The sequence below is a fragment of the Hymenobacter chitinivorans DSM 11115 genome (assembly GCF_002797555.1).
Lineage (GTDB): Bacteria > Bacteroidota > Bacteroidia > Cytophagales > Hymenobacteraceae > Hymenobacter > Hymenobacter chitinivorans.
The window spans coordinates 2,199,254-2,224,907 of the sequence record NZ_PGFA01000001.1 but is presented as its reverse complement, the minus strand read 5'-3'; the positions used below and the strand labels follow the sequence as shown (position 1 = coordinate 2,224,907).

Annotated in this window: 17 protein-coding genes and 2 pseudogenes; 10 read left to right on the top strand and 9 right to left on the bottom strand. The window is 65.1% G+C overall.

Features of this window, described 5'->3' with window-relative positions:
* Positions 1 to 12: 12 nt before the first annotated feature.
* The gene (locus CLV45_RS09410) at positions 13 to 1,029 is read right to left on the bottom strand and encodes an alpha/beta hydrolase (protein ID WP_100336101.1); all 1,017 of its coding nucleotides are present in this window, start codon (positions 1,027 to 1,029) and stop codon (positions 13 to 15) included.
* A gap of 227 nt (positions 1,030 to 1,256) precedes the next feature.
* Between CLV45_RS09410 and CLV45_RS09405 the strand changes: the two genes are divergently transcribed.
* Positions 1,257 to 2,150 carry a hypothetical protein gene (locus CLV45_RS09405; protein WP_100336100.1) on the top strand — a complete coding sequence of 298 codons (894 nt, stop codon included), beginning with the start codon at positions 1,257 to 1,259 and terminating at the stop codon, positions 2,148 to 2,150.
* 32 nt (positions 2,151 to 2,182) lie between these two features.
* Here CLV45_RS09405 and CLV45_RS09400 read toward each other — a convergent pair whose 3' ends face one another.
* The 3 genes from CLV45_RS09400 to CLV45_RS09390 all read right to left on the bottom strand — a co-directional run bounded on the left by CLV45_RS09400 (position 2,183) and on the right by CLV45_RS09390 (position 5,369).
* Positions 2,183 to 2,638, bottom strand: a complete 456-nt coding sequence (locus CLV45_RS09400; RefSeq protein ID WP_100336099.1) for a DUF5991 domain-containing protein — start codon at positions 2,636 to 2,638, stop codon at positions 2,183 to 2,185.
* Between the two features lie 140 nt (positions 2,639 to 2,778).
* A complete protein-coding gene (locus CLV45_RS25460) occupies positions 2,779 to 4,761 on the bottom strand; it encodes an OmpA family protein (protein ID WP_100336098.1) in 1,983 nt (660 codons plus the stop codon).
* A gap of 185 nt (positions 4,762 to 4,946) precedes the next feature.
* Positions 4,947 to 5,369, bottom strand: coding sequence for a winged helix-turn-helix transcriptional regulator (locus CLV45_RS09390; RefSeq protein WP_100337002.1), 423 nt, complete (start codon positions 5,367 to 5,369; stop codon positions 4,947 to 4,949).
* Positions 5,370 to 5,513: 144 nt separating this feature from the next.
* On the opposite strand from CLV45_RS09390, the gene CLV45_RS09385 reads away from it, so the two are divergent.
* Positions 5,514 to 5,885, top strand: coding sequence for a hypothetical protein (locus tag CLV45_RS09385; protein WP_100336097.1), 372 nt, complete (start codon positions 5,514 to 5,516; stop codon positions 5,883 to 5,885).
* Between the two features lie 281 nt (positions 5,886 to 6,166).
* Positions 6,167 to 6,787, top strand: a complete 621-nt coding sequence (locus CLV45_RS09380) for a hypothetical protein (RefSeq protein ID WP_100336096.1) — start codon at positions 6,167 to 6,169, stop codon at positions 6,785 to 6,787.
* Here CLV45_RS09380 and CLV45_RS25645 read toward each other — a convergent pair.
* The 4 genes and pseudogenes from CLV45_RS25645 to CLV45_RS25455 all read right to left on the bottom strand — a co-directional run bounded on the left by CLV45_RS25645 (position 6,777) and on the right by CLV45_RS25455 (position 16,079).
* Positions 6,777 to 7,406, bottom strand: a complete 630-nt coding sequence (locus CLV45_RS25645) for an ATP-binding cassette domain-containing protein (protein WP_449404670.1) — start codon at positions 7,404 to 7,406, stop codon at positions 6,777 to 6,779. The genes CLV45_RS09380 and CLV45_RS25645 overlap by 11 nt on opposite strands.
* 471 nt (positions 7,407 to 7,877) lie before the next feature.
* Positions 7,878 to 8,369 (bottom strand): annotated as a pseudogene (locus CLV45_RS25640) (ATP-binding cassette domain-containing protein); the annotation flags it as partial.
* A 748-nt stretch (positions 8,370 to 9,117) separates the two neighbouring features.
* Positions 9,118 to 9,825, bottom strand: coding sequence for a M48 family metallopeptidase (locus tag CLV45_RS09370; RefSeq protein WP_100336094.1), 708 nt, complete (start codon positions 9,823 to 9,825; stop codon positions 9,118 to 9,120).
* A 176-nt stretch (positions 9,826 to 10,001) separates the two neighbouring features.
* On the bottom strand, positions 10,002 to 16,079 hold the full coding sequence (locus CLV45_RS25455; RefSeq protein ID WP_157807391.1) for a carboxypeptidase-like regulatory domain-containing protein: 6,078 nt from the start codon (positions 16,077 to 16,079) through the stop codon (positions 10,002 to 10,004).
* Positions 16,080 to 16,316: 237 nt separating this feature from the next.
* On the opposite strand from CLV45_RS25455, the gene CLV45_RS09360 reads away from it, so the two are divergent.
* From CLV45_RS09360 to kdpB, 4 genes are all read left to right on the top strand, one after another.
* Complete coding sequence (locus tag CLV45_RS09360) at positions 16,317 to 17,681, top strand: sigma-54-dependent transcriptional regulator (protein ID WP_100336092.1); 1,365 nt, start codon at positions 16,317 to 16,319, stop codon at positions 17,679 to 17,681.
* A 372-nt stretch (positions 17,682 to 18,053) separates the two neighbouring features.
* Positions 18,054 to 18,134 (top strand): potassium-transporting ATPase subunit F, encoded by an 81-nt coding sequence (locus CLV45_RS25590; protein WP_170061863.1) that lies wholly within the window; start codon positions 18,054 to 18,056, stop codon positions 18,132 to 18,134.
* Between the two features lie 2 nt (positions 18,135 to 18,136).
* The gene (gene kdpA, locus CLV45_RS09350) at positions 18,137 to 19,837 is read left to right on the top strand and encodes a potassium-transporting ATPase subunit KdpA (protein ID WP_100336091.1); all 1,701 of its coding nucleotides are present in this window, start codon (positions 18,137 to 18,139) and stop codon (positions 19,835 to 19,837) included.
* 218 nt (positions 19,838 to 20,055) lie between these two features.
* Entirely contained in the window at positions 20,056 to 22,101 is a 2,046-nt protein-coding gene (kdpB, locus tag CLV45_RS09345) for a potassium-transporting ATPase subunit KdpB (protein ID WP_100336090.1), read from the top strand.
* Positions 22,102 to 22,103: 2 nt separating this feature from the next.
* On the opposite strand, the gene CLV45_RS09340 is transcribed toward kdpB, so the two are convergent.
* Positions 22,104 to 22,640 carry a hypothetical protein gene (locus CLV45_RS09340; RefSeq protein WP_100336089.1) on the bottom strand — a complete coding sequence of 179 codons (537 nt, stop codon included), beginning with the start codon at positions 22,638 to 22,640 and terminating at the stop codon, positions 22,104 to 22,106.
* A gap of 31 nt (positions 22,641 to 22,671) precedes the next feature.
* On the opposite strand from CLV45_RS09340, the gene kdpC reads away from it, so the two are divergent.
* From kdpC to CLV45_RS09325, 3 genes and pseudogenes are all read left to right on the top strand, one after another.
* Positions 22,672 to 23,244: a potassium-transporting ATPase subunit KdpC gene (gene kdpC / locus CLV45_RS09335; RefSeq protein WP_100336088.1), complete on the top strand. Its 573-nt coding sequence runs from the start codon at positions 22,672 to 22,674 to the stop codon at positions 23,242 to 23,244.
* Positions 23,245 to 23,330: 86 nt separating this feature from the next.
* A complete protein-coding gene (locus CLV45_RS09330; RefSeq protein WP_100336087.1) occupies positions 23,331 to 24,443 on the top strand; it encodes a porin in 1,113 nt (370 codons plus the stop codon).
* A 14-nt stretch (positions 24,444 to 24,457) separates the two neighbouring features.
* Positions 24,458 to 25,642 (top strand): annotated as a pseudogene (locus CLV45_RS09325) (sensor protein KdpD).
* Positions 25,643 to 25,654 lie beyond the last annotated feature (12 nt).

Here is a 25,654-nt window from a genome sequence, read left to right as displayed (position 1 = left end):
CGGGGCGCCGGGTCAGGAGAAGGAATGCAGGGCCTTGCGCAGGGAAGTTGCCATCAGCTCCCAGGCCCGCCGGGCCGGCTCCCGGGGGCCCAGCAGGGTAAAGCCGTGGTCGACACCGGCAAACTCCTCGTGCATAACCGCTACGCCCTGCTCTTGCAGGCGCCGGGCGTAGGCGAGGCCGTCGTCGCGGAGCAGGTCGTACTCGGCCGTGATAATCAGGGCCGGGGCCAGGCCGCGCAGGTCGGGGGCCAGCAGGGGCGAGGCCAGCGGATTGAGCCGGTCGGCGGGGCAGGGCACGTACAGGTGCTTGAAGAACGAGGCCAGCTCGACCGACAAAACCTGCTTGCGGCGGGGCCTCACGTGCTTGTGGTCGGTGCGGTCGGCCAGGTTCAGCGACGGGTAATCCAGCACTTGCAACGCCAGGGTAAACTCCTGCCGCTCCCGGGCCAGCAGCGCCACGGCCGCCGCCAGGCTGCCGCCCGCGCTGCGCCCACCGATGGCCAGACGGCCGGCATCGTAGCCGAGGGTCGCGGCCTGCTCGTGCACCCACCGTACCACCTCGTAGCTTTGCTGCACCGGGGCCGGAAACGGGTATTCCGGAGCCAGGGCGTAGTCCACGTTGACGACCAGACACCGGGCCTGCTGGGCAATATAGCGGCACAGCCGGTCGTCCTGCAGCGGGTGGCCCAGCACGAAGCCGCCCCCGTGCAGGTTCACGTACACCGGCAGCGGCCCCTGGGGCGGGAGGTCGGGCCAGTACAGCGTGACGGGCGTGGGCCCCTGGCTGGTCGGCACCACGTACTGCTCGACGAGACGCACGGGCAGCTTCGGCAAACCCAGCCGCCGGGCCGTTTGGCCCCCGAAGCGCTGGAGCAGCTGGCGCAGCACGGCCAGGCGAATTCGACCGGCGAAGGTGATGGTAGCGCAGCCGTCGGCCTGAATGGAGTAGGGTTTGCTGCGCCAGGCCCAGGTAAGCAGGCCAGCGGCTAGAAGTGGGCTCAGCAGAAGGGCAGCAGTTGTCTTTTGCATCAGAATAAGATGAATAAGATGAGTAGAAGGCTGGGGCCCGGCCCAGATAAACAGGAAGAGCCGGCGCCGGCCGGAGCTACCCCAGGCCACTTCGGGCAGCTCCGGCCACTTTCTTACGCAAAGTCGCGGAAAACAGAAGTCGGTAGTAAGCGTACCGACGAGCGAATGGCGCGGCCCGGGGCCTGCCCCACCGCCCGGGTGTGCGTGGGCTTCAGTATCTTTCAGGAATGAAACTACTCTACACCGCCCTGCTACTGCTAGTTGCCAGTGTTACTTTCGGACAAAACACTGACCAAGATAACCTTATCGCCTTGGGTAAAACCTACCGGAGCTATATGTTCCGGACCGACCCGCCCAAGGAGTTTGTGCAAAAAATGACGGCTGCCGCTCCCGGGACGCTCCAGGCTACAACGCGGTTTGTGGGGCAGACGATTACGAAGAACAACCAGCTGCTAACCAAGGAATACCTGACGATTCCCGATGATCAAACCCTGCGCAACGTGTACGCAGTCCGTCAGATCAACTATAACCTGCGCAAGGAAAATGCGCCCGACCACCACACGCTCCTGGATAGTCTGCGCACGGCTCCTACTTCCCGCTACGAGCTGATTGACTGCTACTACGAAATGCTGTTTGCTGGAGTAGGCAACAAGAACCAGCCCTTCAACTGGTCAAAAACTGACCTGACTCTGAACGAGTACGGCCTGCAGGACGACACCGAAAAGGGTATTCTTTTCCTGCAGTGTATGCAAGCCTGCGGAACCCATATCTGGGGCTACATGAATATTGTGAAGCCCGCCAACACCAAGGAAGCCTATTCCTATATCAAGCGGTATCCGAAGGTTAACGGCAACAAGTATTATCAGTATACCGACTTGTACTTCCCAGACTTTCAGATGGTAATTATCAAGGACAAAGGCCTGCAAAGCTACAAGTCGTATTATCTGAACAAATACTACGAGTTGCTGCTGTCCCACCTCGTCTGCCTGCACCAAGAAGGTGCCAAGGAGGCCGAGCGGCAGGAATTGCTGTTGTCTTCGGTGTTGAAGGAGCGGGCTTTGTATAAGTATTCCGTGTACCAGCCTACGTTGGAGAAGCTGTTTCAAGTGAAGCAACCATAAACGACTAGCTGAATGAGTCGGTCCCGCGCGTGCTACGGGCGTGCTGTCGCAGTACGCCTGAAGCACGGCTGCCCGTCTCGGTAAGTTTCGCTCAGGCGGGGCTGGAGCTTGCCCCAATAGGTGAGCAACTTAGCTTTGGGAGCCTGGTGCAGGCGGAAGAGCACGTCGCCGGGCTGGAGCTGCTGGTAGCCATTGCCCTCGAGGCCGCGCACAAACACCACCTGGGCATCCTGGGGCGTGCCGACGGCCCGCACCTGCAGCTTCATAAAGGTCTGCTGGCCTTCCACGCTCAGCGTGCCGCCCGGGCTGCCCGCCGGCTGCGCCTGCAGCTGCAGCTGCCAGCTCATGCCCATGCTGTAGCCGGCCAGGGCTTTCACCGGGGCTTCTTCGTAGCGGTAAGTGCCGGCCCAGCCCGTCAGTCCGCCGGCAGTAGGAGGTAACATCGGGAAGGGAAGCCAGATAACCAGGCGCAGCAGCAAGGGTAGCATAAGCGGAGCAGGTAAGGTGGAGCTCCCTCAAACGGGAAAACCGCCCAATTGGTCGGCGGCAGTCCTCTCAACCCCGCAGAAAAGCCGGGCAGCCCTTGATTCTGGTTGGTTTCCGGGGGCCTAACGCCAAGGGGCGGGGCTTAGCGCGTGCCTCCCGTCACGCGCACTTCCACGCGGCGGTTGAGGCGGCGGGTGGCTTCGCGGGCATTGCTGGCCCGGGGCTGGGCCCCGCCCAGCCCGATACCCGTGATGCGCGGGGCCCCCACGCCGTGCTCTACCAGGTAGGCCTTCACGGCCGCTACCCGCTCCTGGCTGAGCACCACGTTTTTTTGCGGGTCGCCCTGGTTGTCGGTGTGGCCGCGCAGCTCGATGGTCATCGTCGGATTCTTGGTCAGCATGCCCACCAATTGGTCGAGGGTGGGAAAGGAGGACGGCAGCAGCACGGCCTGGCCCTGGGTAAACTGCACGTTGTCGAGCGGCAGGGTGGAGCCCACGGCCAGCGGATAGAGCAGCAAATCCTGCACGTAGGGGCCGGCCGGGGGCGTGTAGGTGCTGTCGAGGGCCAGGTAGCCGGGCAGCTGAATGGTGGTGGCGTAGGCCAGGCCGGGCTCGGCCGTAATGGTAAACGTGCCCTGGGGCGTGAGCGGTACCTTGATTTCCCCGCCGTCGGGGCGGCGCAGGCGCAGCTGGGCCTGGGGCAGGGGCTGAAACGTGACGCCGTTGAGCACCCGCCCCCGCCAGATGGCTAGCGTTGGGGCGGCGGCCGGAGCCACCGCGGCGGCCGGGGCCGACTTGGCCGGCACGGGCCCAAACAGGTTGCAGCCGGCCAGGTCGGTGTAGGTGCCGCGGCGCACCAGGCGCACCCGGCGGCGGACCATATCTACCTCGTACAAGGCTTTGGGGCCGGCCAGGTAAAGACGGCGGTTGCCCTGCTCGTCTTTCTGCAGCAGCAGGTCACTGTAGCCGCCGCGCTTGGGCAGGCCCTGCAGGGCAATGGGCTCGGGGCCGGGCTGCCGGGTTTTCAGGTCCACGTTGAGCAGGCTGCCGTCGGTGCTGTAGACCTGAAACAGGGTGCCCGTATCGTCGAGGCAGAAGTTGCCGTGGGAGCCGGCGCCGGCAAACCCGATGCGGGGAAAGTAGGCGGCCTTACGCAGCGGGTCCGAGTCCCAGAGTTCGGTCACGGTGCCGTCGGCGGGGTCTATCTTCACCAGCTTATTGGCGTCGGCGGTGCTGAAGTAGAGGTTGCCCTGCTCGTCGGTAGCCCCCGAAATCCAGACTGTTTCGGGGCCCTGGGCCGGCAGTTGCCAGCTGGTATACTCGCCCTGGTGGGTGGCCGGGTTGTAGCGGTACACGTACTCGGGCGCGTCGGTGGGGGCCTTGGTAACGGAGTAGAGGCAGTTGTCGAAACCCTTGGCCAGGGCGTAGGATTGAAACGGCAGGGCGTTGCGGTGAATCCGGGGCGGGGCGCTCAGGTCGTCGGCGGCAAACTCGTGAATCGTGCGGCAGTCGTCCTCCCACAAGTCGTTGCGCAGGCGCAGGGCCGCAATGCCGTACATCTTATTGTCGCACCGGGCCGCGGTGGGCAAGGGGGGCGCGGGCGTGGCGGGCTCCGCAAAGTCGAAGGACTCCACCAGCTGCTCGGCCTCACTCAGGTAGCGCCCGTCTTCGTCGGCGGCCCGGTACTCGAGGTCAAACTCGGTGCCATTGCGCCAGAGCCGGCGGCCTAGTACCCGGGTGCGGTCGGCCGAGGCCAGGTCGGGGGCGAAGGTGTAGTGGTAGCTAACCTCGGCGTAGCCCGTGGCCTCGTGCTGCTCGAGGCGCAGAATCTGGGCCCGGGAAAGCTGCTGAATCCGGCGCCAGAGGGAGTCCTGGCGGCCCAGCAGGGAAGCTGCGCCCGGGCCGGCGGGCCGGACGGTTAGCGTCACGACGGGGTGCTGCCGGGCGCTGCCGGCAAAAAAAGCCACTTGGCTGCGGTCCTCGCTGCGCTGCCGCTGCCAGGCCTGGGGGTAGCTGACCCGGAAGCGGGCCTTCGAATCGGTGTACACCTGGCGGGGCGCCAGGGCTTCCTGCGCGGAAAGCTTCAGCCAGCATACGGTCAGTACCAGCGTCAGCAAAAACTTCATAGGCGAGGCGGCGGGAGAATCCAGAAAACCGATGGAAATCAAGGGAAACCCCAAAAGTACGCAAGCTTACCGGATGTTGACCGCTGCCCTCCGGCTATAATCCTCTTTCAGGGTCGTTATTGTTGTTTTTATACGATGCTAGTCCTGAATTATTGCAATCCAAAACCCGGGTTTGAGCCCGTTCGCTACGAGAAAACCGGTTCGGGCCGGGCCGTGGGAGTGGGCTCCGCAACTGTCTCGGCCTGCCCGGGATGCATAATGTGGCGGCGGTGCAGCTGGCCCCAGTTGTGCAGGGCCCCGATGACGGGAAAGAGCGTTTCGCCGTAGGGCGCCAGGGTGTAGATAACGGCCACGGGCGCGGCGTCGGCCTGCACCTGGCGGGTGAGCAGGTTGTTCATTTCGAGCTCTTTGAGTTCTTTGCTGAGCATCTTGGCGGTGATGCCCAGCACCTCGCGCTGCAACTGCTTAAAGCGCCGGGGCCCGTTGCTCAGGGCAACGATAATGGGCAGTTTCCACTTCCCCCCGATTAAGTCGAGGGCGTCGCGGACGGAGCGCATGGCCGTGGAGCATTCCTGGGGCGAGGGTTGGTGGGGAGCAAGACTAGACATGGTGTAAAGGTCGTTATAAATCAGGCGAGTAGCTTTCAGGATACCGGTATCCTTTGGGAAACCACTATCCGGATTATACCGGTTGGGGCTCATCTTTACGGCCCCGGCCAGCAAGGGTCGGAACGTTTTTTACCAACTTTTGCCATGGCACTCCACAAGAAACCCCTCCTTACCGGCCTGGTTACGGCCGTACCCGCCCTGATGATTACGGCCAGCGGCATCATGAAGCTGCTCGGCGCCGAGGAAGTGCGTAAAGCCCTCACTGCTGCCCACATGGTCGAGTACATGCCGGCGCTGGGGATGATGGAGCTCGTCTTCACGGCCCTGTTTGTCTACCCCAAAACCATGAAGCTGGGCCTGCTGCTGCTGACCAGCTACTTCGCCGGGGCCATTGCCGTCGACCTCTCGCACGCCCACACCGCTGTGCCGGCCGCCTTTATCCTGGCCCTGGTCTGGGTGGCCGCCTTCGTGCGCGACCGGTCGGCGTTTCTGCCGGTGGCCCCGGTGGCCGCCTAGCCCAGGCCGGGCGGCACTCTGGGGTAAGCGCGGCGGATATTGCCGGCCAGTACCGGGCGGGGGCATCTTTTGCTAAGTTTGCGGCCTTGTCAGCCCCTATGCGCCCACTCCGAGTTCTTGTTGTCCTGGCCGCTGTTGCTGGTTTGACCAGCTGCGAGTCTGGTAACCGCCGAGCGGCGGCCAGCGCGCCATCGTCGGCGCCCGGGACTCCCGCCAGGGGCAGGGCCAGCGGCGCTCAGCCACGGCCCGCCACTACCGGAAGTAGGGGCCGGGAAGCCAAGGTGCGGGAACTGCCCCTGGCGGACGGCTTTCGGCTGCAGCTGAAGAATGGGCGAGACTTCGAGGATTTTATCCTGTTCTCCTCCCTGCAGCTCCTTCAGGATGGCCAGGTAGTGCTCCGGGATACCAAGACTAGCTACGAGTTGAACGAGCCGCTCTACCCGCTGCTGCTGCGCAACCCGGCCGGGGGCCACGACCTGGTGCTGGAAGTAACCGGCCGACCGGGCATGAACCACGGCCGGGTGTTCCGCATCCGCCAGGGCCGGGTGGCGGGCCGGGAAAACGTGCCCGTGTTTGTGGCCCCGGCCGCCAACCTCGACCAGGACCCGGCCCTGGAATACGCCGGCTACTGGCGCTTTTTCGAAACCTGGGACGAGCAGCCCGACGGGCCGCCCCTGACCAGCTACAACCCGCTGGTGTTTTACGAGCACACCCGCCAGGGCCTGCGCCTGGATTCCAGCCTGACGAGGGAAGTCAACCAGCGCATCTACGGCGGGTTTCACGGCGTGGCCTTTCGCGAAGACCTGCCCCAGCCGGTGAGCATCATTGGCCGGCTCGATGACGAAGTGGCCCAGGTAAAGCGCCGGGCCGCCCCGCCGAAAAGTCCTCACTCTACAGATTAATAGTGCGCTCCACGCGGATATCCGCCAGAAAGGCCGCGTCGTGGCTGACGACCAGCACGGTGCCGGCGTACTCGCGCAGGGCGGCGGTGAGAATGGCCAGGTTCTGCAGGTCGAGGTTGTTGGTGGGCTCGTCGAGGACCAGCAAATCGGGGGCCGGCCGGCCCAGCGTGAGGCCGCACAGGGCCAGGCGCAATTTCTCGCCCCCGCTCAGGCTGGGCGCGGGCTGGTCCCAGGTGTCGGGCCCGAACAGGAAGCGGGCCAGGCGAATCTTGACTTCGTGCTCGGGCCGGGCGGCTTCCCGGTTGAAGTGCTGGGCCAGCTCGTAGACCGTACCGTGGGCGGGCAGCAGGGAATAGTCCTGGTCGATGTACACGGCCCGGCCGGCCGCCCGGCGCACGGTGCCGCGGGTGGGCGCTTGCAGGCCCAGCAGCAGCCGGATCAGGGTGGTTTTGCCCGTGCCGTTGGAGCCGCGCAGCGCTAGTCGCTCCCCGCTGCGAATCTGCAGGCTCAGGGGCTGGGGCCACAGCAGCGGGCCGCCCCCAAAGCCGACGTTGACCTGCTCGGCCGTGAGCACTACCTTGCCCGGGGGCCGGGCCGAGTGCTCGAAGCCGAACTTCATCTGGTCGGCGGCGGGCAGCTCCCGGCGCAGGTCGGTGAGCTCCTGGGCCAGGTTGCCGGTTTTCTCGGCGTGCTGGCCCTGCAGGCGGGCCGCGCTGTTTTCCGCGTTGTGGCGCATAGTGTTGAGCACAATAGTCGGCAGGCCGGCTTTGTCCTGGTTTTTGCGCCCTCGCGCGTCCTGCTTCTGCTTGCGCTCCAGCGCCTGGCGGGCCACTTCCCGGGCCTTGCGCAGCTGCTTTTCCTTGCTGTGCACTTCCTGGGTCAGGGCGGCGTGCGCCAGCTGCTTTTGCGCGGCGTAAAAGTCGTAGTTGCCCCCGTAGTGCGTCAGGCCGCGCGGACCGAGCTCATAGACCGAGCCGAGCAGGTTGAGCAGCTGCCGGTCGTGGCTGACCACGAGCAGGGTGCTGGTCGTGGTTTGGAGGTAGTCGTAGAGCCCCTGGCGGCCGGCGGCGTCGAGGTGGTTGCTGGGCTCATCGAGCAAGACCAGGCCGGGACGGTGCAGCAGCAGGCCGGCCAGAAAGACCTTGGTTTTCTGGCCGCCGCTGAGCTCGGCCAAAGGCTGGCTGAGCGGCAGGGGCCCGAGTTGCCAGTGAGCCAGGGCCTCGTGGCAGCGCTCCTCCAGGGTCCAGTCGTCGTCGAGCACCGCCATATTGGCCTCGGTGGCCTCCCCGGCCAGAATCTGGTGCAGGGCCGTGAGCTTGTCGGCCACGCCCAGGGCCTGGGCCAGGGTCAGGTGGTTGTACTGCCCGAAGTGCTGGGGGACGTAATACGACGTGCTACTGGTGCTGATGCGCCCGGCCGCGGGTGGCCGCAAACCAGCAATAAGCTGAAGCAGGGTCGATTTGCCAGCGCCGTTATGGCCGACCAAGGCACTTTTCTGGTGGAGTTCGAGGGCCAGCTGCAGGCCGTCGAAGAGCACATCCTGATTGGGATGGCAGTAGCTGAGATTCTGAATGACTAGCACGGTTTTCTTCGGAAGAGTACACGGATATGGCCTCGCCGCGGGGCGGGGACTACTCGGGAATGCTGCGGAAGAAAAGGGCTATTACAAGTGCGAATCGGAAGCGGTGAGCGGGGCAAAGGTAGCTTTTTCCCGAAAACCACGCGGGGCCCGGGACAAGTCCCGGGAAGCTTCCGCAACCAAAGAAACGCCTCGGGACTTGTGCCGACCGGTTTTTAGAGTTGCAAAACCCGTCCGGGACAAGTCCCGATGGGCTTCCGCAACTGCAAAAATGCCCCGGGACAAGTCCCGGCTGGTTTCTGGAGTTATTGAATAGGTCCGGGACTTGTCCCGGTGGGTTTTTAGAATCCCGAAACACGTCCGGGACTTGTCCCGACTAGGTTTTGGGGCATGAAAAGGCCTTCATGCCACGTCCCGGCGGGCTTTCGGAAATGGGAGAAGCCAGAAGCAGCCGAGGCAGCTGGGCCTTATCCAGGGCCACAAAGCCGGGCGGCCTTGACAAGAAGGGCTTTTGCAACTGCGGAAGGCCCTGTCGCCTTGACAAGACGAGCTTTTGCAACTACGGAAGGCCCTGTCGTCTCGCCCAGAGTGGCTTTTGCAGATGCAGTAGCGGGTGTGGCCTTGCCCGGAGGGCCTACGGGAGTTGCAAAAGGGACTGTTGCCTTGCCCAGAGGCATTTTTGCAATTTCGAGAGGGCGAGCAGCCGGTACGGGGCCGTACCGCCAAACTCTACTTCGCGTCCCCGGAAGCTTTAGCCGCAGGGCTTCAGGTGCACCGAGCGCAGGGCCTGCTTGGCGGCGCGCCAGTCGGGCATAAACTGGTCCATCAGCCCCCAGAAGCGGGCGTTGTGGAGCCGCTCGTGCAGGTGGACCAGCTCGTGGACCACCACGTACTCCAGGCAATGTACCGGCTGCTTGATGAGCTCCAGGTTCAGCCAGATGCGCCGGGCCCGAATGCTGCAGGTGCCCCAGCGGGTGCGCATCAGCTTGATGCCCCACTCGTGGGCCCGCTGGCCCACCACCGGCTCCCAGCGGGCCGCCAGGGCCGGCAGCTGCTCTTTCAGGCGGGCCCGGTACCAGGCATTCAGGGCCTTTTCGCGCTGCTCCGGCAGGCTGCCGGCCGGGGCAAACAAGTCTAGAAAGCCTTCTTCCAGTAGCTGCACCCGCGGCGTGCCGGCGGCCTCGTGCACCCGCAATTCGTGCGGCCGGCCCTGGTAGAAGTGGGTTTCTCCCGCCACGTATTCCAGGGCCACGGGCTGCTCACGGGCGGCAAACTGCTCCTGGTGCTTGCGAATCCAGGCGCGGCGGGTGGTGACGAAGGCGTGAATGGCGGCATCAGCCGTGCGCAGGGGGGCGGCCACCCGCACCCGCCCGTCGGGGGCGTACACGGTCAGGCGCAGACTGCGGATATTTTTGCGGACGACGTCAATCCGGAGGTCGTCGATGAGCAACTGGGGCATGCGGAAAAAGCGGGCTACGGAACTGATTCGGGCCACTGCACCTGCGTGGCCGCGTAACCCCAACGGTAAAAGTACGACGGCCAACCGAGCCCGCGAAACGGCCGGGTGTGGTTGGCCGCCGTACCGGTTATGCGCTATTTTCTATGTTTAGCGGCATTTTGCCCTGCCCGGCCAGCCTACTGCACCCGCACCTGCTTGCTGGCGCTGCGGCCGAAGCGGGTGGGAAAGTACATGAGCTCGGCTTTGGCCGGATTCAGGGTGTAGCGGCCCCGGTAGCGGGGCTGCAGGGCAATGCGAAAGGTGTGCACCCCCACGGGCAGCCGGTCGATGAAAATACCGGTCTGGTGGCGCAGATATTCGCGGTGCACCTCGAAGTAGTTGCCCGCCTTGTTGTCGCCGTAGGAGCAGCCGGCCGGAATGGGCACTTCCAGCAGCACGTAGCGGGCCTCGGCCGTCACATTTACCGTCACAACCAGCTCGGCGGGCTGCCCGGCGCGCAAACTCACTTGCTGCCCGGTTTGGCCGGCCAACTCGGTTTTCACCGTGAAGGGGGCGGCCGTGGCCTCGGGCGTGGGGTTCCAGCGCGTCTGGTAGGCCGTGGCGTACACCGGCAGCAGGCCGGTCTTGCGCAGGGTCAGCGGGGCGGCGGTGGCGGGCAAGGTGAGCTGCTGGGGAAAGGTGCTGACTTGCTGAGTGGTGGTCCCACTGAGCTGCACCTTCGCTGCAATAGTCGGTTGGCCGGCGGCCAGCAGGTCGGGCCCGATGGTTTCCAGAATCTGGGCCGCCTCGTAGGTGCTGGTCCAGTAGTCGGTGCGGCGCAGGTTGAGCAGGTAAAAGCGGATGCGGGTCAGCTCCGGCTCGTGGCCGCCCTGGGCGCGCAGCAGGCGGTAGGCCAGCAGCGTAGAGCCCACGCTGCCGCGCAGCAAATAGCGGTAGTAGGAGCCCGGGCGCAGGGTATCGGCGTAGAACACCCCGCCCAGCTGGGTGCTCAGGCGGTAGCGCCGCAGCGAGTCGAGCTGGTAGGGCAGGCCCAGCTGCTGGCGCAACTCGGTCAGGGCCAGGTAGCGGTCCAAGGGCTGGCGGCCCTTGTAGGAGCGTTCCAGGCGCGCCACGTAGGTGCGGTAATCGGTGGCCGTGCCCAGCTGGTGCAGTACCCGCAGCAGCCGGATCAGGTCGTCGTCCGACTGGTAGTACCAGGTGCGCCGCAGCTGAAGCTGGGCGGGGTTGGGCTTGGCGGCCAGGTGGTAATCCAGCTCCTGCAAGAGGTAGGGCTGGAGCTTGTCCCGGTCGAGGCGCACCTTGTAGCCGGCTTTTTCGGCGGCCAGCAACGCTTCCAGCACGTGGGTGGTGGCCCAGGGACTAACCTCGGAGGCGGCCCAGGTGCCCCAGAGCAGGTTTTCGGGCTGGTGGCGGCCGGCCAGCAGCTTACGAATGAGAAAGTTGATGCTCCGGTCACCGTTGAAGGGCTCCTGGCGCACGGCCCGGATCTGCTTTTCGAGCAGCAGGGCCTTGAGCTTGGAGGCGGCCTGCTCGTTGCAGAGGTAGGCGTACTGCTGCAGGTGCTGAATTTCGGACAGCAGCACCGGCAGCGCGTCACTTTCCAGGCGCACCGTCACGGGCCCCAGTTGCGGGTCGAAGGGCAGGGTCAGGGTCGTGTCGGGGGCCGCGAGAATGGCGAAGGTGCCGATATTCTCCCGGGTGCCGGCCCGCAGCACCGGAATCGGGCGCTGCTCCCCGTCGGCGTAGCCGCTGGCCTGGCGCAGGTCGTAGCTCACCAGCACCGAATCCTGGCCGGTGGGGGCCGTGAGGCTGAGCGTGTCCAGCACCGAGCTGCGCACCGTGCGGCTGTGGCGCGGGCCGGCCACTCCGGCCACCGCGAAGCCCGTGCTGACCTGGGCCGAGTCGGGCGTGTAGTTCAGGGTTTTGCCCAGCACCTGAGTCTGGTCGCCCTCGATGAGGAAGCGGGGCACGGCCAGCTCGGCCAGCAAGGCTTTAAAGGAGCGCAGCAGTTGGGTGGCTGAGCCCACGCGGCCGTGGTCGTCGGAGCCCAGCACGAAGGTGTCCCAGCCGGTCACGTCGTCGGGCAGGGTTACGTCGGTGCTGGCCCGGCCCTGGGCGTCGGTAATGAGCGTGGGCCGCCACCAGGCGTAGTCGCGGAAGTTGCGGCGCAGGGCCAGGCGCGGGTCCCGGCCGGCGGGGTCGTTGCTGGTGCCGCTGGCTTTGGTGGTAATAAAAAGCACCCCATTGGCCGCCCGGGCCCCGTAGGTGGCCGTGGCCGCCGCATCTTTCAGCAGCTTGACGGAGGCAATATCACTGGGGCTCACGTCTTCCAGCCGGCCGTTGAAGGGCAGGCCGTCGAGGATAATCAGGGGTTGGGCCGCGGCGGGCAGAGAGGCCACGCCCCGGATGAAGATGTTGGTGGCCCCGCCCGGCACGCCCGAACCCAGCGTCGCCGCCCCGCGAATCTGCACCCCGGCTACTTTGCCCGCCAGTTGGTTTGATACCGTGGCCGTGGCGTAGCTCACGCTTCGGCGGCTGGTTTCGGTGCCGTATGCTACCACTACCACTTCCGAAAGCTGCTTGGTATCTACTTTCAAGGCCACGTTTATTTCGTACTGGTCGGCGGGCCTTTGCTCCTGCACGTAGCCAATGGAGCTAAAAGTCAGCGTCACGTTTTCGTTGGGAACCTGCAGCGCGTAGGTGCCGTCGGCGTTGGTAGCAGCCCCAATCGTGGTGCCCTCCACCAGCACCGTCACCCCGGGCAGGCCTTCCCCCGATTGGCGGTCGGTGACCTGCCCGCGGATGGTGCGCCAGCCCGGCTGCGGCTGGCCGTACTGGGTAATGTTAATGGTGCGCTGGGCCCTTTTGAGCTCCTCGGCCGGCGTCACCAAACTCAGGTCTTTGGCCTCGTAGCCGGGCAGCAGCTGGCCGATGCGCCGCCGCAGGGCCGCGCCGGGCTGCCGGTCGGGGAGGCGCAGCTGGAAATAGGTCACCCCATCGGGAGCCACCACCACTTCCTCGGTGGGGAGCAGACTGGTGCTGTCCGCAAGCAGCACGGCCACCCGGTAGCGGCCCGCGGGCAGGGCGTGCACCAGGTTCAGGTGAGGCTGCAGACGGTGAAATTTAGCGTTGCCGGGCTGGGTGAGCAGCAGGTATGCTACGTTCGGAAATCGGTAGCCGGGCCCGGCGTCGGCCGGGCGCGGGGGCAGGCGCACTTCCAGGCGGCCCTGCCCGGCGGGCGTCTGCAGCGGGGTTTTAAAGTTGTAGCCGGGCCGGGGCGGGGCGGGCGCCCAGGTGGCGTTACCGGGCAGGTAGCGGGCTTGGAAGGCGGCTTCGGTCAGGGCAAAGTCGCCCAGGGGCAGGGCGCCGGGAAAACCGGCGCGGTGCAGGCTCCCAAACAATTGGGCGTGGGTCGTCGGGTCCAGGCTGGTCAGTTTCACCAGGCCGGGCGCGAAATAGTAGCGGTACAGGGGCTCAAACAGGAAGCTGCGCCGCAGCCCGTCGGAGCGCCGCAGCAGCACCGAGTCGGGCCGGAACGGGCCCGCGAGGCTGTAGGAATCCACGCCGTGGTAGCCCAGGCGACTGACGGGCCGCAGCACGTTGCCCTGGCGCAGGCTGCTGTAGGTGTAGTCGGTTTCCGTTACCAGCAACGAGCGGGTCAGGGTCAGCTTTTCCTCGGGCGTCAGCAGCGGGCGGCGCTTTTCCACGGTCAGCTCGGCGCAGGGCTGGTTAACGTCGATGCTGAGCGTGAGCTTGTGCAGGTGGCGCAGATACACGTCGTGCAGGGTCACGAGGCGGGTGGCGGTCCGGATGCTGAGCGTGTGCCGGCCCGGCTCGGCCACCAGGGCGTAGGGCTCGTGCTGGTTGACTTCGTACACGTACACCGGCACGCCGTCCAGGTACACGGCCACGGGCGGCTCCACCCGGCCCGAATCCACCACGAATGGCGCCAGCTGAGTCAGGCCGCCGGGCGCGGGCTCGTACTGGTAAAACGCGCCCGACTCGGGATAGAGAAACTGGTAAAACCGCAGCGAGTCGAGGCCCAGCTGGTGGCGCCACTGGGCCCAGGGCAAGAGCTGCCGGCCGGCGTCGGCGGGGGAGTTGTCGAAGCCCTCTTTCAGGGCAAACCGGCGCTTGGACCGGCGGCCCACTACCCGGGGCTCAAAGCTGGGCAAGTTCTGCTCCAGCTTGGCCTGCCCAAACTTGCTGGTGTAGGCGTAGGAAGTCAAGTCGACGCCGGGCACGGGCCGCCCGCCGCCGTCGGTGACGGTGTACTGCAGCCGGATTTTCTGGCCCGGATAAGCCACCTCGGGCTGCTCGGCGCGCACGATGAGCTGGCGCTGGGGCAGGGGAATACTATACTCCGCCTTGCGCAGCTCCTCGCCCCAGAGGTAGTGCACCGACACCGACCAGGTTTCCGGGCCGGGCGCCGTGGTTTGCAGCTGCAACTCTGAGCCGTAGCCGCGCTGCACCAGGGTGTTGGCGCGGTACACGAAATACCAGAACGGCAGCCGCCGCGGGTTGTCGACGCTGATAAAAATCGAGTCGTGGGTCCGGTCGGAGCGCACACTCAGGCCGGCGTTGGCCTCGGTCAATTCCAACTCCACCGAGCGGTGGTCGGCATCACTCAGCTCGTAGGAAGCCGCCCGCGGGTCGACGGGCAGGGTGAGCGGCAGCTGCACGGGGCCGGCTTGCAAGGTGCCGGAACCCAGCTCCCGGCCATTGCTGACTTCCAGCCGGGCCGCATGGGGCACCGACTGGCCCTGCACCAGGTAGCGCAGGCGCACCGAGTCGCCGGCCAGCTCCACTTGCAGCTTGCCCGGATCCAGGCCGTAGGGCACGGTCGTCGTTTCAGTGCGCCGCTCATTATCGGCATTCAGGAACACGGCTCCGACGGCGTAGGAGAATTCGGCTTCGGGGAAAATGCCGGCCGGCAGGTTCAGGCGGGTTTCCCCGGTGGGGTCCAGGGCCTGGCTGCGGGTCCAGAGCGTGTCGGGCAGAAACAGCTGGCGCTGGCTGAAAGGGCCGAGCGGGGAGCGGGGCGTCACGCTCAGCCGCACCCGGGCATCGAGCAGGTTGAGGTCGTTGGAGTCGGTGCCGCGCAGAAACACGGCCTGGGGCTGGCCCCGGCGGTGCTCTTTCTCGGCCACGCGCAGGGTGTAGCGGGTACTTTTAAGCTCGTAGTCTTCCAGTTGAAAATTGCCCCGGACTAAGGGCTGCCCCCGGCGGTTTTCCAGCCGGAAGCCCACCCGCGTATCGGCCCGCAAACCCAGCGTATCGGTCAGGGGCAGGGTGTACTCGTAGGAGCCGGGCCGCACGGGCCGCAGCACCGCCAGTTTCTTTTCCGGCTGGCCGTAGCCCCCGCCCAGCCACAGGGTCAGCGGCTGGCGGCCGGGCCGACCGGAGGGGCGACGCAGCAGGCGCACCTTCAGGTGCAGCGTGTCGCCGGCGGGGCGGTATTTGGGCTTGCTCAGGGCCACGTAGCTTGTCCATTGCTGCCCTTCCTGGTAGGCGCGCCGGTTGCGGCGCTCCGCGCGCACGTCTTCGCTAAAGGCCGAGCGCAGCAAGCCCACGGGTCCCGTCGACACGTAGGAAACGTGTTTCAGGTCGTGGCCCAGGTTCCAGACGGGCTTGGTGAGGTAGCCCAGCGGAAAGCCGAACACGAGGCGGCGCCCAACCCACAGAATCTTGCGGCCCAAAGGCTGCTGCTGCCAGTAGGTGCTCGGGTCTGCCTGCTTTTCCACCACGTGAAAGGTGGTGCGCCCGGCCTGGGTGACGGCCAGCAGCCCACTCCGGCCGCGGTTGGGCAGCCGGTAGGCCCGCGTGGCCGCGTCAAACGGCACCGGGCGGCGGGCCAGGGCCACGCGGGCATCTTCCAGCGGGCGGCCCAGGGAGTCGCGCACCACCAGGGTCAGGTCCACCTGGTTGTCGACGACCACCACTTCCCGGTCGGTTACGCAGCGCAGCCAGTACACCAGCTGCGGGCCTTCGGTGTGGGCCACCAGGTAATAGCCCGGGGGCAGGGGGCGCATCTGCCGGGCCGAGTCGGAGGGAAAGGAGTCGACGGGCTGGGTGAAAAACTCGGGCCGGGCCGCCCCTAGGTCGTGCTCATAGAGGTGGCGGGTTTGCTCCTCACTCAGCCGGAATACCTTGGTCAGGTAGCTGCGCTGCCGGGCGGTGGCCAGGCGCTGCTGGGCCGGGGCAGCAATAGGGAGCAGCAACAGATAAAGCGTGAACAGTAGCAAACGAGGCATAAGCAGCTGGAATAAGAGGCGCAGTATACTAGCTGGATGCTACCGGGCAGCTGATTCCACACGGACTTCTGCAAAATTCCGGGCTGCTTGGACAGAATGGGGGAGTTGCGCACTCTTCGGGGCCCAGAGCCCCGGCCTTGCGGCGCCCCTGGCAAGCCGGAACCGTTTACCTTCGCGCCTCGGCTTACTTCCCGGCCTACAGTGGAGTTGAGCAATTCTTAATTCTTAATTGAATCCATGCCGACCGGTACCCTGCTGCTCATCGACGACGAAGGCCCGCTGCGCCAGGCTATTGCCCGCATGCTGGAGCTGGAAGGCTACACGGTTTTGCAGGCCCCGGACGCCCGCCGCGGCCTGGAAACGTTGCAGCAGCACGCCGACGAAGTCCTGGTCATTCTCTCCGACGTGAAGCTGCCCGACGGCTTCGGCCTCGATTTGCTGCCCCGCTACCAGGCCAAAGCTCCGCTGGCCGAAGTCATCCTGCTTACCGCCTTTGGCACCATCACCGACGGGGTGCAGGCCATGAAGCAGGGCGCTTTCGACTACCTGACCAAGGGCGACTCCGACGACCAGCTGGTCGTCGTCGTGGACCGGGCCGTGGAAAAAGCCCAGCTGCAGCGCCGGGTGGCCGAGCTGGAAAAGAAAGTCGGAACCCAGTACAGCTTCGAGAGCATGATTGGCCACGCCCCGGCCCTGGAGCAGGCCAAGCGCACGGCCCGGCAGGTTGCCCAAACCGATGCCACGGTGCTGCTCGAAGGCCCCACAGGGGCCGGTAAGGAGCTCTTTGCCCAGGCCATTCACTACGGCAGCCCCCGCCGCAGCAAGCCCTTCGTGGCCCTGAACTGCTCGGCCTTTCCCAAGGATTTGCTCGAATCCGAGCTGTTTGGCTACAAGAAAGGCGCCTTCACCGGAGCCCAGGCCGACAAGAAAGGCCTGCTCGAAGAAGCCTCGGGCGGCACGCTGTTTCTGGACGAAATCGGGGAGCTCGACGTGATGCTGCAGGCCAAGCTGCTGCGGGTGCTCGAAACCCAGGAGTTCACCAAAATCGGGGATACCCGGCCTACCCGGGTCAACGTGCGGGTGGTGGCGGCCACCAACCGCAACCTGCGCCAGGAAGCCGAGCAGGGCCATTTCCGGGCCGACTTGTACTACCGTCTCTCGGTGGTGGTCGTGGCCGTGCCCCCGCTCAGTGCCCGCCGCAGTGACGTGCCCCTGCTGACCCGGTTTTTCCTGCTGCACTTTGCCGCCAAGCTGCGCCGCCGGCCCCTGGAGCTCACGCCCGAAGCCCTGCAGGCCCTGGAAAACTACCCCTGGCCCGGCAACGTGCGCGAGCTGAAGAACGTGCTGGAGCGGGCCTCCATCCTGACCCCGCCCGACCAGCCCCTGACCGTCGACGACCTGCCCGTGGAGCTGCAGCTGGCCGCCCTGAACAATCCGCGGCCCGACGCGCCCCCGCCGGATGAGCGCAACCTACGCAGCGCCGAAAAGCAGCACATTCAGCGCGTCTTGCTCGAAGAGCACGGCAACAAAACCGAAACCGCCCGGGTGCTCGGCATTGCCCTGACCACGCTCTACCGCAAAATCCAGGACTACGGCCTCTAGCCGGCCCCCAACTCTTGGCTTTCTACCCGACGACCCCGCCCTTCCGGCGGGGTCGTCGGCGTTTCTGGGCCCTAGTGTTTTGCGAAACACCCTAGCGTTTCGCTAGGGTTGGTTCCTGGGTTCTGGCGGCCGGAAGCGGGAGGCTGAAAATTATTGCCTTTGATAATTAGCGGGTTGTGTGAAAGAACGGTCGGGGAGGGGCGCTTGGGGCCCAGGCTTGTAACAGCGGCGGCACACGAGTTTACCACTTCACCTTGCTGCGTATGCCTGCTGCCCTTCTGATTCCTGTGCTCACCGCCGCCGGCCTGGCCGGTTTCTGGCTTTTTTACAAGTCCGTGGACTTCTTCGACCACCTCTAACCCGGCCCCCGTGATGATGCCCGCCCTGTTTCTGCTGTCTTTGGCCACGTTTGGCTACCTGAGCTACGTGCTGCTGCGCCCGGAAAAATTCTAATCATGAACCACGAACTTCTCAGCATCCTCGTCATTTTCGGCGCCACGGTGCTGCTGGCTATTCCCCTGGGCCGCTACCTGGCCACCATCTACCGCGGCGACCCTAGCTGGAGCGACTTTCTGGCCCCGCTCGAGCGCCTGATCTTCCGCCTCGGCGGCGTCGACCCGAACCGGGAAATGCGCTGGCAGCAGCACCTGGTGGCGTTGCTCACCATCAACCTGGCCTGGTTTGTCTGGGCCATGCTGATTCTCTGCACCCAGGGCAGCCTGCCGCTCAACCCCGACCACAACCCCTCCATGACGCCCGACCAGGCCTTTAACACGGCCATTTCCTTTCTGGTCAACTGCAACCTGCAGCACTACTCCGGCGAGTCGGGCGTGACGTACTTCTCCCAGGTTTTCTGCCTGATGTTCCTGCAGTTCGTCACGGCCGCTACCGGCCTGGCCGCCTGCGTGGTCGTGTTCAACGCCCTGCGCGCGGGCACCGCCGACAAGCTGGGCAACTTCTACCACTACTTCGTGCGCAGCCTGACCCGGGTGCTGCTGCCCTTGTCGCTGGTACTGGCCCTGGCCCTGGTATTTCAGGGCACGCCCATGACCTGGCAGGGTAAAATGCCGCTCGTAACCGTGCAGGGCGACTCGGTGAGCGTGAGCCGCGGCCCGGCCGCAGCCATGATTGGCATTAAGCAGCTGGGTACCAACGGCGGCGGCTTCTTCGGCGTCAACTCGGCCCACCCGCTCGAAAACCCGACGTATCTGACCAACGCCCTCGAAAACGGCGCCATCGTGCTCATTCCCATGGCTATGGCCCTGGCCTTCGGCTTCTACCTGCGCCGGCCCCGCCTGGGCTGGATGGTGTTCGGGGTAATGACGGCCGGCTACCTGCTGCTGCAAGTGCCCACCGTGTACTTCGAGCTGCGCGGCAACCCGGCCCTGACCAGTATGGGCGTCGACCAGCACCTGGGCTCTTTGGAGGGCAAGGAAATGCGGGTGGGGGCGGCGGCTTCGGCGCTCTGGGTAATTCAAACCACCGTGACCAGCAACGGCTCGGTCAATGCCATGCACGACTCGCTCACGCCTATTTCGGGCATGAACGCGCTGCTGGGCATGATGACCAACGCCTTTTACGGGGGCGTAGGCGTGGGTTTTCTCAACTTCTTCGTCTTCATCATCGTGGCCGTCTTCATCTCGGGCCTGATGGTGGGCCGCACCCCGGAGCTGCTGGGCCGAAAAATTGAGGCCCGGGAAATGAAAATTGCCATCCTCGTGGCCCTGCTCCACCCGCTGCTAATCCTGGCCGGTACCGCCCTTTCGGCCCACCTCTACACCAACAACCCCACCGAGTATGCCGCCTGGCTGGCTAATCCCGGCTACCACGGCTTCTCGGAAATGCTCTACGAATTCACCTCCTCGGCCGCCAACAACGGCTCGGGCTTCGAGGGCCTGGGCGACAATACCCCGTTCTGGAACATCAGCACCGGCCTCGTCATGCTGCTGGCCCGCTACCTGCCCATCATCGGCCCCGTGGCCATTGCCGGCATCCTGGCCCGCAAAAAGTTCATTCCCGAATCGGCCGGCACCCTGCGCGTCGACACGGCCACCTTCGGCATCATGGTCTTCTTCGTGATTTGGATTATTGCCGCCCTGGCCTTCTTCCCGGCCCTGGCCCTGGGCCCCCTCGCCGAGCATTTCACCCTGTACTAGAGAGAACGTCAATTCCCCTCCTTCCTTCAAGGAGGGGTGCCCGAAGGGCGGGGTGGTTCAATCGTTGAACGACGGCCGCTGAAAGTTGGGAATTGGCTCGAAACAGCAGTTTCCTAACGCCTCGAATTACCCCTAACGGCGCGGCCGACAAACCACCCCGGCCTTCGGCCACCCCTCCTTGAAAAAAGGAGGGGACTTCGACCAATCAACTTAAAAAGATGCCTTCTCCATCCCAATCCTTGTTTCAACCCGCGCTGGTCGCGGAGGCCGTTAAGCAGGCCTTCGTCAAACTCGACCCGCGCATCATGTTCCGCAACCCGGTGATGTTTACCGTGGAAGTCGGGACGGCGGTCATGTTCTGCGTCACGCTGGGCCTGCTCTTCCGGCCCGACGCGGCCCAGGGCAGCTTCGGCTACAACTGCACCGTGTTCGTGGTGCTGCTGCTGACCCTGCTCTTCGCCAATTTTGCCGAGGCCATTGCCGAGGCCCGCGGCAAGGCCCAGGCCGACTCGCTGCGCAAAACCCGCCAGGACACACCCGCCCGCCGCCGCCGCGCCGACGGCAGCTTCGAGGAAATCAGCTCGGCCCAGCTCGGCAAAGGCGACGTATTCGTGGTCGAAGCCGGCGAAATCATTGCCACCGACGGCGAAATCATCGAGGGCCTGGCCACCATCGACGAGTCGGCCATTACGGGCGAGTCGGCCCCGGTTATCCGCGAAGCCGGCGGCGATAAATCCAGCGTCACGGGCGGCACCAAGGTCTTGTCGGACCGCATCGTGGTGCAGGTCACCACGGCCCCCGGCGAGTCGTTTCTCGACAAGATGATAGCCCTGGTGGAAGGCGCTTCGCGGCAGAAAACGCCCAACGAAATTGCCCTCACCATCCTGCTGGCGGGCTTTACGCTGGTCTTCGTGATTGTGTGCGTCACGCTGGCGCCTTTTGCTGCTTACGCCCACACGCCCATTGCCATTGCCGCCTTCATTGCCCTCTTCGTGTGTTTGATTCCGACCACCATCGGCGGCTTGCTCTCGGCCATCGGCATTGCCGGCATGGACCGGGCCCTGCGCGCCAACGTCATCACCAAGAGCGGCAAGGCCGTGGAAACCGCCGGCGACATCGACGTGCTGCTGCTCGACAAAACGGGCACTATCACCATCGGCAACCGCAAGGCCACCCACTTCTGGCCCGCCCCGGGCGTGGCCATCGGGCAGTTTATCGAGGCCGCCACGCTCAGCTCGCTCACCGACGAAACGCCCGAGGGCAAGAGCATCGTGGAGCTGGCCCGGGATAATAAAGTCAGCCCCGAGCAGCTCCAGACCCAGTTGCAGGGCGCCGAGCTCATCAAGTTCACCGCCGAAACCCGCAGCAGCGGCGTGACCCTGGCCGACGGCACCCGCTTACGCAAGGGCGCGGCCGACGCCATCCGGCAGCTGGCCGAAAAAACCGGCAATGCCTACCCCGCGGAAGTCGCTGAGCGGGTGAAAACCGTGGCCAGCAACGGCGGCACGCCCTTGGTGCTCAGTCATAACGACCGGGTGCTGGGCGTCGTGGAGTTGCAGGACATCATCAAGCCCGGCATTCAGGAACGGTTTGCCCGCCTGCGCAACATGGGCATCAAAACGGTGATGGTAACCGGCGACAACCCGCTCACGGCCAAATTCATTGCCGAAAAAGCCGGGGTCGACGACTTCATTGCCGAGGCCAAGCCCGAGGACAAGATGCTCTACATCCGCCGCGAGCAGGAGCAGGGCAAGCTCGTGGCCATGATGGGCGACGGCACCAACGACGCCCCGGCCCTGGCCCAGGCCGACGTGGGGGTGGCCATGAACTCGGGCACCCAGGCCGCCAAGGAAGCCGGCAACATGGTCGACCTCGACAACGACCCGACCAAGCTCATCGAGGTGGTCGAAATCGGCAAGCAGCTACTCATGACCCGCGGCACGCTCACCACCTTCAGCATTGCCAACGACGTGGCCAAGTACTTTGCCATCGTGCCGGCGCTGTTTATGGTGGGCATCCCGGCCCTGGGTGCGCTGAACATCATGGGGCTCAAGTCGCCGCAGTCGGCCATTCTCTCGGCCGTCATCTTCAACGCCCTGATCATTCCGGCCCTGGTGCCGCTGGCCCTCAAGGGCGTGGCCTACCAGCCCTTGGGTGCCTCGGCCCTGCTGCGCCGCAACCTGCTCATCTACGGCCTGGGCGGGGTAGTCGTGCCCTTCGTCGGCATCAAGGTCATTGATCTGGTGGTCGGGCTCTTTTTGTAAGGCTAAAGCGGCACGAAACGGAAGTCCTCCGCAATGACGTAGCCGTCACCAACTAGCAGCAAGTGAAACGCAGGAGTGGCTTCGGTCTCAAGCTCCAGAGGGTCAGCAACCCAGGTTGCTACGCCATGCGCAGTGCAGGCTGCAATAACGGCTTTGGCTACCGGGACAGGTGCATCCAGAAGCAGCCCAGTGCCCTCCGCCAGGTTTCGCAGAAGTTGCTTTGCGCTGTACTCCTCCCGCCAATCCCGCCAGCTTTGCAATAAAGCTTGGATTCGCGCTTGAATCTCGCCAAACAGGCTTTGTGGGTCTTGTGGAAGCGAATTAATGTAGACCGACACCGAGCCGCTGTTGTAGCGCAGCAGCAGCGGATGCTCTGAGCAACTGAAGAATTTTCCCCGCATTCCCGGCTTGAGAAGCGCTTCCGCTTTTTCTACAAAGTCAACCCGATACTTCTTGCCCGGCATGGTCAGAACCGCGAAAGTGGTTTCGGCCACCATCACTGTGACCATCTGATTGTCGGGAATCGGGCTGCCGGGCATACCTCAAATGTACCAATTGATACAATCAACCATGAAAACTCAACTCATTCCCGCTCTACGCCTCACGCTGGTCATGCTCGTGCTGTGCTGCGGACTGTATCCGGCCCTGGTGTGGGCCGCCGCCCAGGTGGCACCCGGCCGCGGGGAAGGCGTGCAAGTCAACCATAAAGGTCGGGTCGTGGGCTTTGCCAACGTGGGCCAGAAGTTCGACCGGCCCGAGTACTTCACCTCCCGCCCCTCGGCGGCCGACTACCACGCCGATGCCTCCAGCGGCTCCAACAAGGGCCCATCGAACCCGGTGTACCTGGCCGAAGTCCACACCCGGGTGGAGGCCTTTTTGCAGCAGAATCCCACGGTGAAGGCCGGGGAAGTGCCCGCCGAGCTGGTCACGGCCAGCGGCTCGGGCCTCGACCCGCACCTGTCGCCGGAGGGTGCCTACGCTCAGGTGGCGCGGGTGGCCCGCCTGCGCCGCTTGCCCGAGGCCCGCGTCCGGGAGCTGGTAGCGGCCCACGTGGAGGAGCCCATCTTCGCCTTTTTCGGCCCGGCCAAGGTCAACGTGCTGGCGTTGAACCTGGCCCTCGACGAGCTGGCCCCGCTGCGCTAATAGCACCTTTCTTTTTCCTCTTCACCAGGGCTGGCCTGAACCTTAAACAGCCCGGAACCTCTCCTTCGCCCCGCTGGCGACTCTGTATGAAACACTTCCTAACCCTGGGCCTGCTGCTCACCGCTACCGGCGCCGCGCTGGCCCAGGCTCCCGCAGTAGCCGATACGGTTACTGCCACACCGGCCGCCCCGGTCAATCCGCTCACCTACTACGGCTTCGTGGACGCCTATTACGGCTTCGATTTCAAGCACCCGGCCACCAACACCCGCCCGGGCTTCCTGTATTCCCACAACCGCCAAAACGAGTTTACCGTCAACCAGGGCCTGGTGGGCCTGCGCTACGACGACGGGCGGGTGCGCGGGGCTGTGGGCCTGCACGCCGGCTCCTACGTGGCGGCCAACTACGCCGCCGAAGACCCGGTATTCAAGCACATCTACGAGGCCTACGCCGGTTTCCGGCCCTTCCAGAAAGCCTGGCTCGACGTGGGCATTTTCGGCTCCCACATTGGCTTCGAATCGGCCATCAGCAAGGACAACTGGACGCTGACCCGCTCGTTGATGGCCGAAAACTCGCCCTACTACGAGGCCGGGGCCCGCTTTAGCTACGAAGTCAGTCCCCAATTCACGGCCACGGCCCTGGTGCTCAACGGCTGGCAGAATATCCGGGAAACCAACCAGGCCAAGGCCCTCGGCACCCAGCTGCAGTGGAAGCCCACGGCCCAGCTGCTGCTCAACTCCAGCACCTTTCTGGGCAACGAGCAGCCCCAGGATTCGCTGCGCCGCCGCCGCTTCTTCCACGACTTCTACCTGACCTACGCCGCCACCGACCGGCTGAGCCTGGCCGCCGTGTTTGATATCGGTACCCAGCAAAGCGCCGGCCGCCAGGGCTCCGACACTTGGCACACGGCCGCGGCTTTTGCCCGGCTCAAGCTGGCCGACAAGCTCTCCGGCACGCTGCGCGGCGAATACTACTATGCCCAGCGCGGGGTAGTTATCAGCAGCCTGCAGCCGGCCGCTACCGATGCGGATTTTCGGGCCCGCGGCGGCTCCTTCAACCTGGATTACGCGCCCACCGACCACGTGCTGGTGCGCGTAGAGGGCCGTTACCTCAATGCTGAAAACGCCATTTTTCAGCAGCATGACGGCCGCGCCACTAACCAGTACGGCAACCTGACGACCAGCGTGGCCTTGTCGTTCTAACCCGCTTCTTTCCCGTGTCCGCCATCAATCCATCCACTTCCCCCGAGCAAGACCAGCGCGACCAGTCGGCCGAGCGGTTTCTGCGCCTGGTGCAGGGCAAGCGGCGCGGTACGCTCAAGGTGTATCTGGGCCTGGCCGCCGGCGTGGGCAAAACCTACCGCCTGCTCCAGGAAGCCCGGGAGTTGCACTAGCACGGCGTGGACGTGCTGCTGGGCTACGTCGAAACCCACGGTCGGGCCGGCACCGTGGCCCAGCTGCCGGGCCTGCCGCTGCTGCCCCGCAAGCAGCTCTTCTACAAGGGCCGGGCCCTGGAGGAAATGGACCTGGAAAGCATCGTGCAGCGCCGCCCCCAGGTAGTTGTTGTCGACGAGCTGGCCCACTCCAACGTGCCCGGCTCCCGCCACGAAAAGCGCTGGCAGGACGTGGAGTTTCTGGTGAAAAGCGGCATTTCGGTTATTACGGCCGTCAATGTGCAGCATCTGGAAAGCCTGCACGACCAGGTTTTCAAAATCACCGGCACCGACGTCACCGAGCGGGTTCCGGACCAGCTCCTCAAGCAGGCTGATGAAGTCGTAAATGTGGATTTGACGGTGGGGGAGCTGCGTACCCGCCTGGAGGAAGGCAAAATCTACGACCCGGCCAAGGTGCCCACGGCCCTAATGAACTTCTTTCAGGCCGAAAACCTGCTCCAGCTGCGCCGCCTGGCCGTGCGCGAAGTGGCCCAGCTGCTCAGCCACCAGGTCGAAACCGACGCCGGCGGGGCCCTGGCCGTGGCTCCCCAGCGCCGCAACGACGACCGGCTGCTGGCTTGCATCAACGCCAACGACCGGGCGGCCCGGGAAATCATCCGCAAAACTTCCCGCCTCGCCGACCGGTTTTCGGCCGCCGCCTGGTACGTGCTCTACGTGCAGACCAGCCGTGAAGCCGCCGACCGGATCAACCTGGCCACCCAGCGCCGCCTGCTCAGCAACCTGCAGCTGGCCATCGAGCTGGGCGCCCAGATTTTGCGCGTCAAGTCCGACGACATCGTGGGGACTATCGGCCGGGTGGCCGCCGAGAAAAACGCCACGCTGCTCGTCTGCGGTATTACCCGGGAGAAAAGCTGGTGGGAGCAAGTCCGCCGCGGCGTGACCCAGGACCTGCTGCGTGCCGTGGCCCGCACCGGTCAGGACCTGGACGTGTACCTGGTAACGTACTAGCCGACAACTCCG

Excerpts from the sequence above, each read along its gene's own strand:
- CLV45_RS09410 (WP_100336101.1), bottom strand. The coding sequence starts at position 1,029 with ATGCAAAAGACAACTGCTGCCCTTCTGCTGAGCCCACTTCTAGCCGCT.
- CLV45_RS09405 (WP_100336100.1), top strand. The coding sequence starts at position 1,257 with ATGAAACTACTCTACACCGCCCTGCTACTGCTAGTTGCCAGTGTTACT.
- CLV45_RS09400 (WP_100336099.1), bottom strand. The coding sequence starts at position 2,638 with ATGCTACCCTTGCTGCTGCGCCTGGTTATCTGGCTTCCCTTCCCGATG.
- CLV45_RS25460 (WP_100336098.1), bottom strand. The coding sequence starts at position 4,761 with ATGAAGTTTTTGCTGACGCTGGTACTGACCGTATGCTGGCTGAAGCTT.
- CLV45_RS09390 (WP_100337002.1), bottom strand. The coding sequence starts at position 5,369 with ATGTCTAGTCTTGCTCCCCACCAACCCTCGCCCCAGGAATGCTCCACG.
- CLV45_RS09385 (WP_100336097.1), top strand. The coding sequence starts at position 5,514 with ATGGCACTCCACAAGAAACCCCTCCTTACCGGCCTGGTTACGGCCGTA.
- CLV45_RS25645 (WP_449404670.1), bottom strand. The coding sequence starts at position 7,406 with ATGAAGTTCGGCTTCGAGCACTCGGCCCGGCCCCCGGGCAAGGTAGTG.
- CLV45_RS09370 (WP_100336094.1), bottom strand. The coding sequence starts at position 9,825 with ATGCCCCAGTTGCTCATCGACGACCTCCGGATTGACGTCGTCCGCAAA.
- CLV45_RS25455 (WP_157807391.1), bottom strand. The coding sequence starts at position 16,079 with ATGCCTCGTTTGCTACTGTTCACGCTTTATCTGTTGCTGCTCCCTATT.
- CLV45_RS09360 (WP_100336092.1), top strand. The coding sequence starts at position 16,317 with ATGCCGACCGGTACCCTGCTGCTCATCGACGACGAAGGCCCGCTGCGC.
- CLV45_RS25590 (WP_170061863.1), top strand. The coding sequence starts at position 18,054 with ATGATGCCCGCCCTGTTTCTGCTGTCTTTGGCCACGTTTGGCTACCTG.
- kdpA (WP_100336091.1), top strand. The coding sequence starts at position 18,137 with ATGAACCACGAACTTCTCAGCATCCTCGTCATTTTCGGCGCCACGGTG.
- kdpB (WP_100336090.1), top strand. The coding sequence starts at position 20,056 with ATGCCTTCTCCATCCCAATCCTTGTTTCAACCCGCGCTGGTCGCGGAG.
- CLV45_RS09340 (WP_100336089.1), bottom strand. The coding sequence starts at position 22,640 with ATGCCCGGCAGCCCGATTCCCGACAATCAGATGGTCACAGTGATGGTG.
- kdpC (WP_100336088.1), top strand. The coding sequence starts at position 22,672 with ATGAAAACTCAACTCATTCCCGCTCTACGCCTCACGCTGGTCATGCTC.
- CLV45_RS09330 (WP_100336087.1), top strand. The coding sequence starts at position 23,331 with ATGAAACACTTCCTAACCCTGGGCCTGCTGCTCACCGCTACCGGCGCC.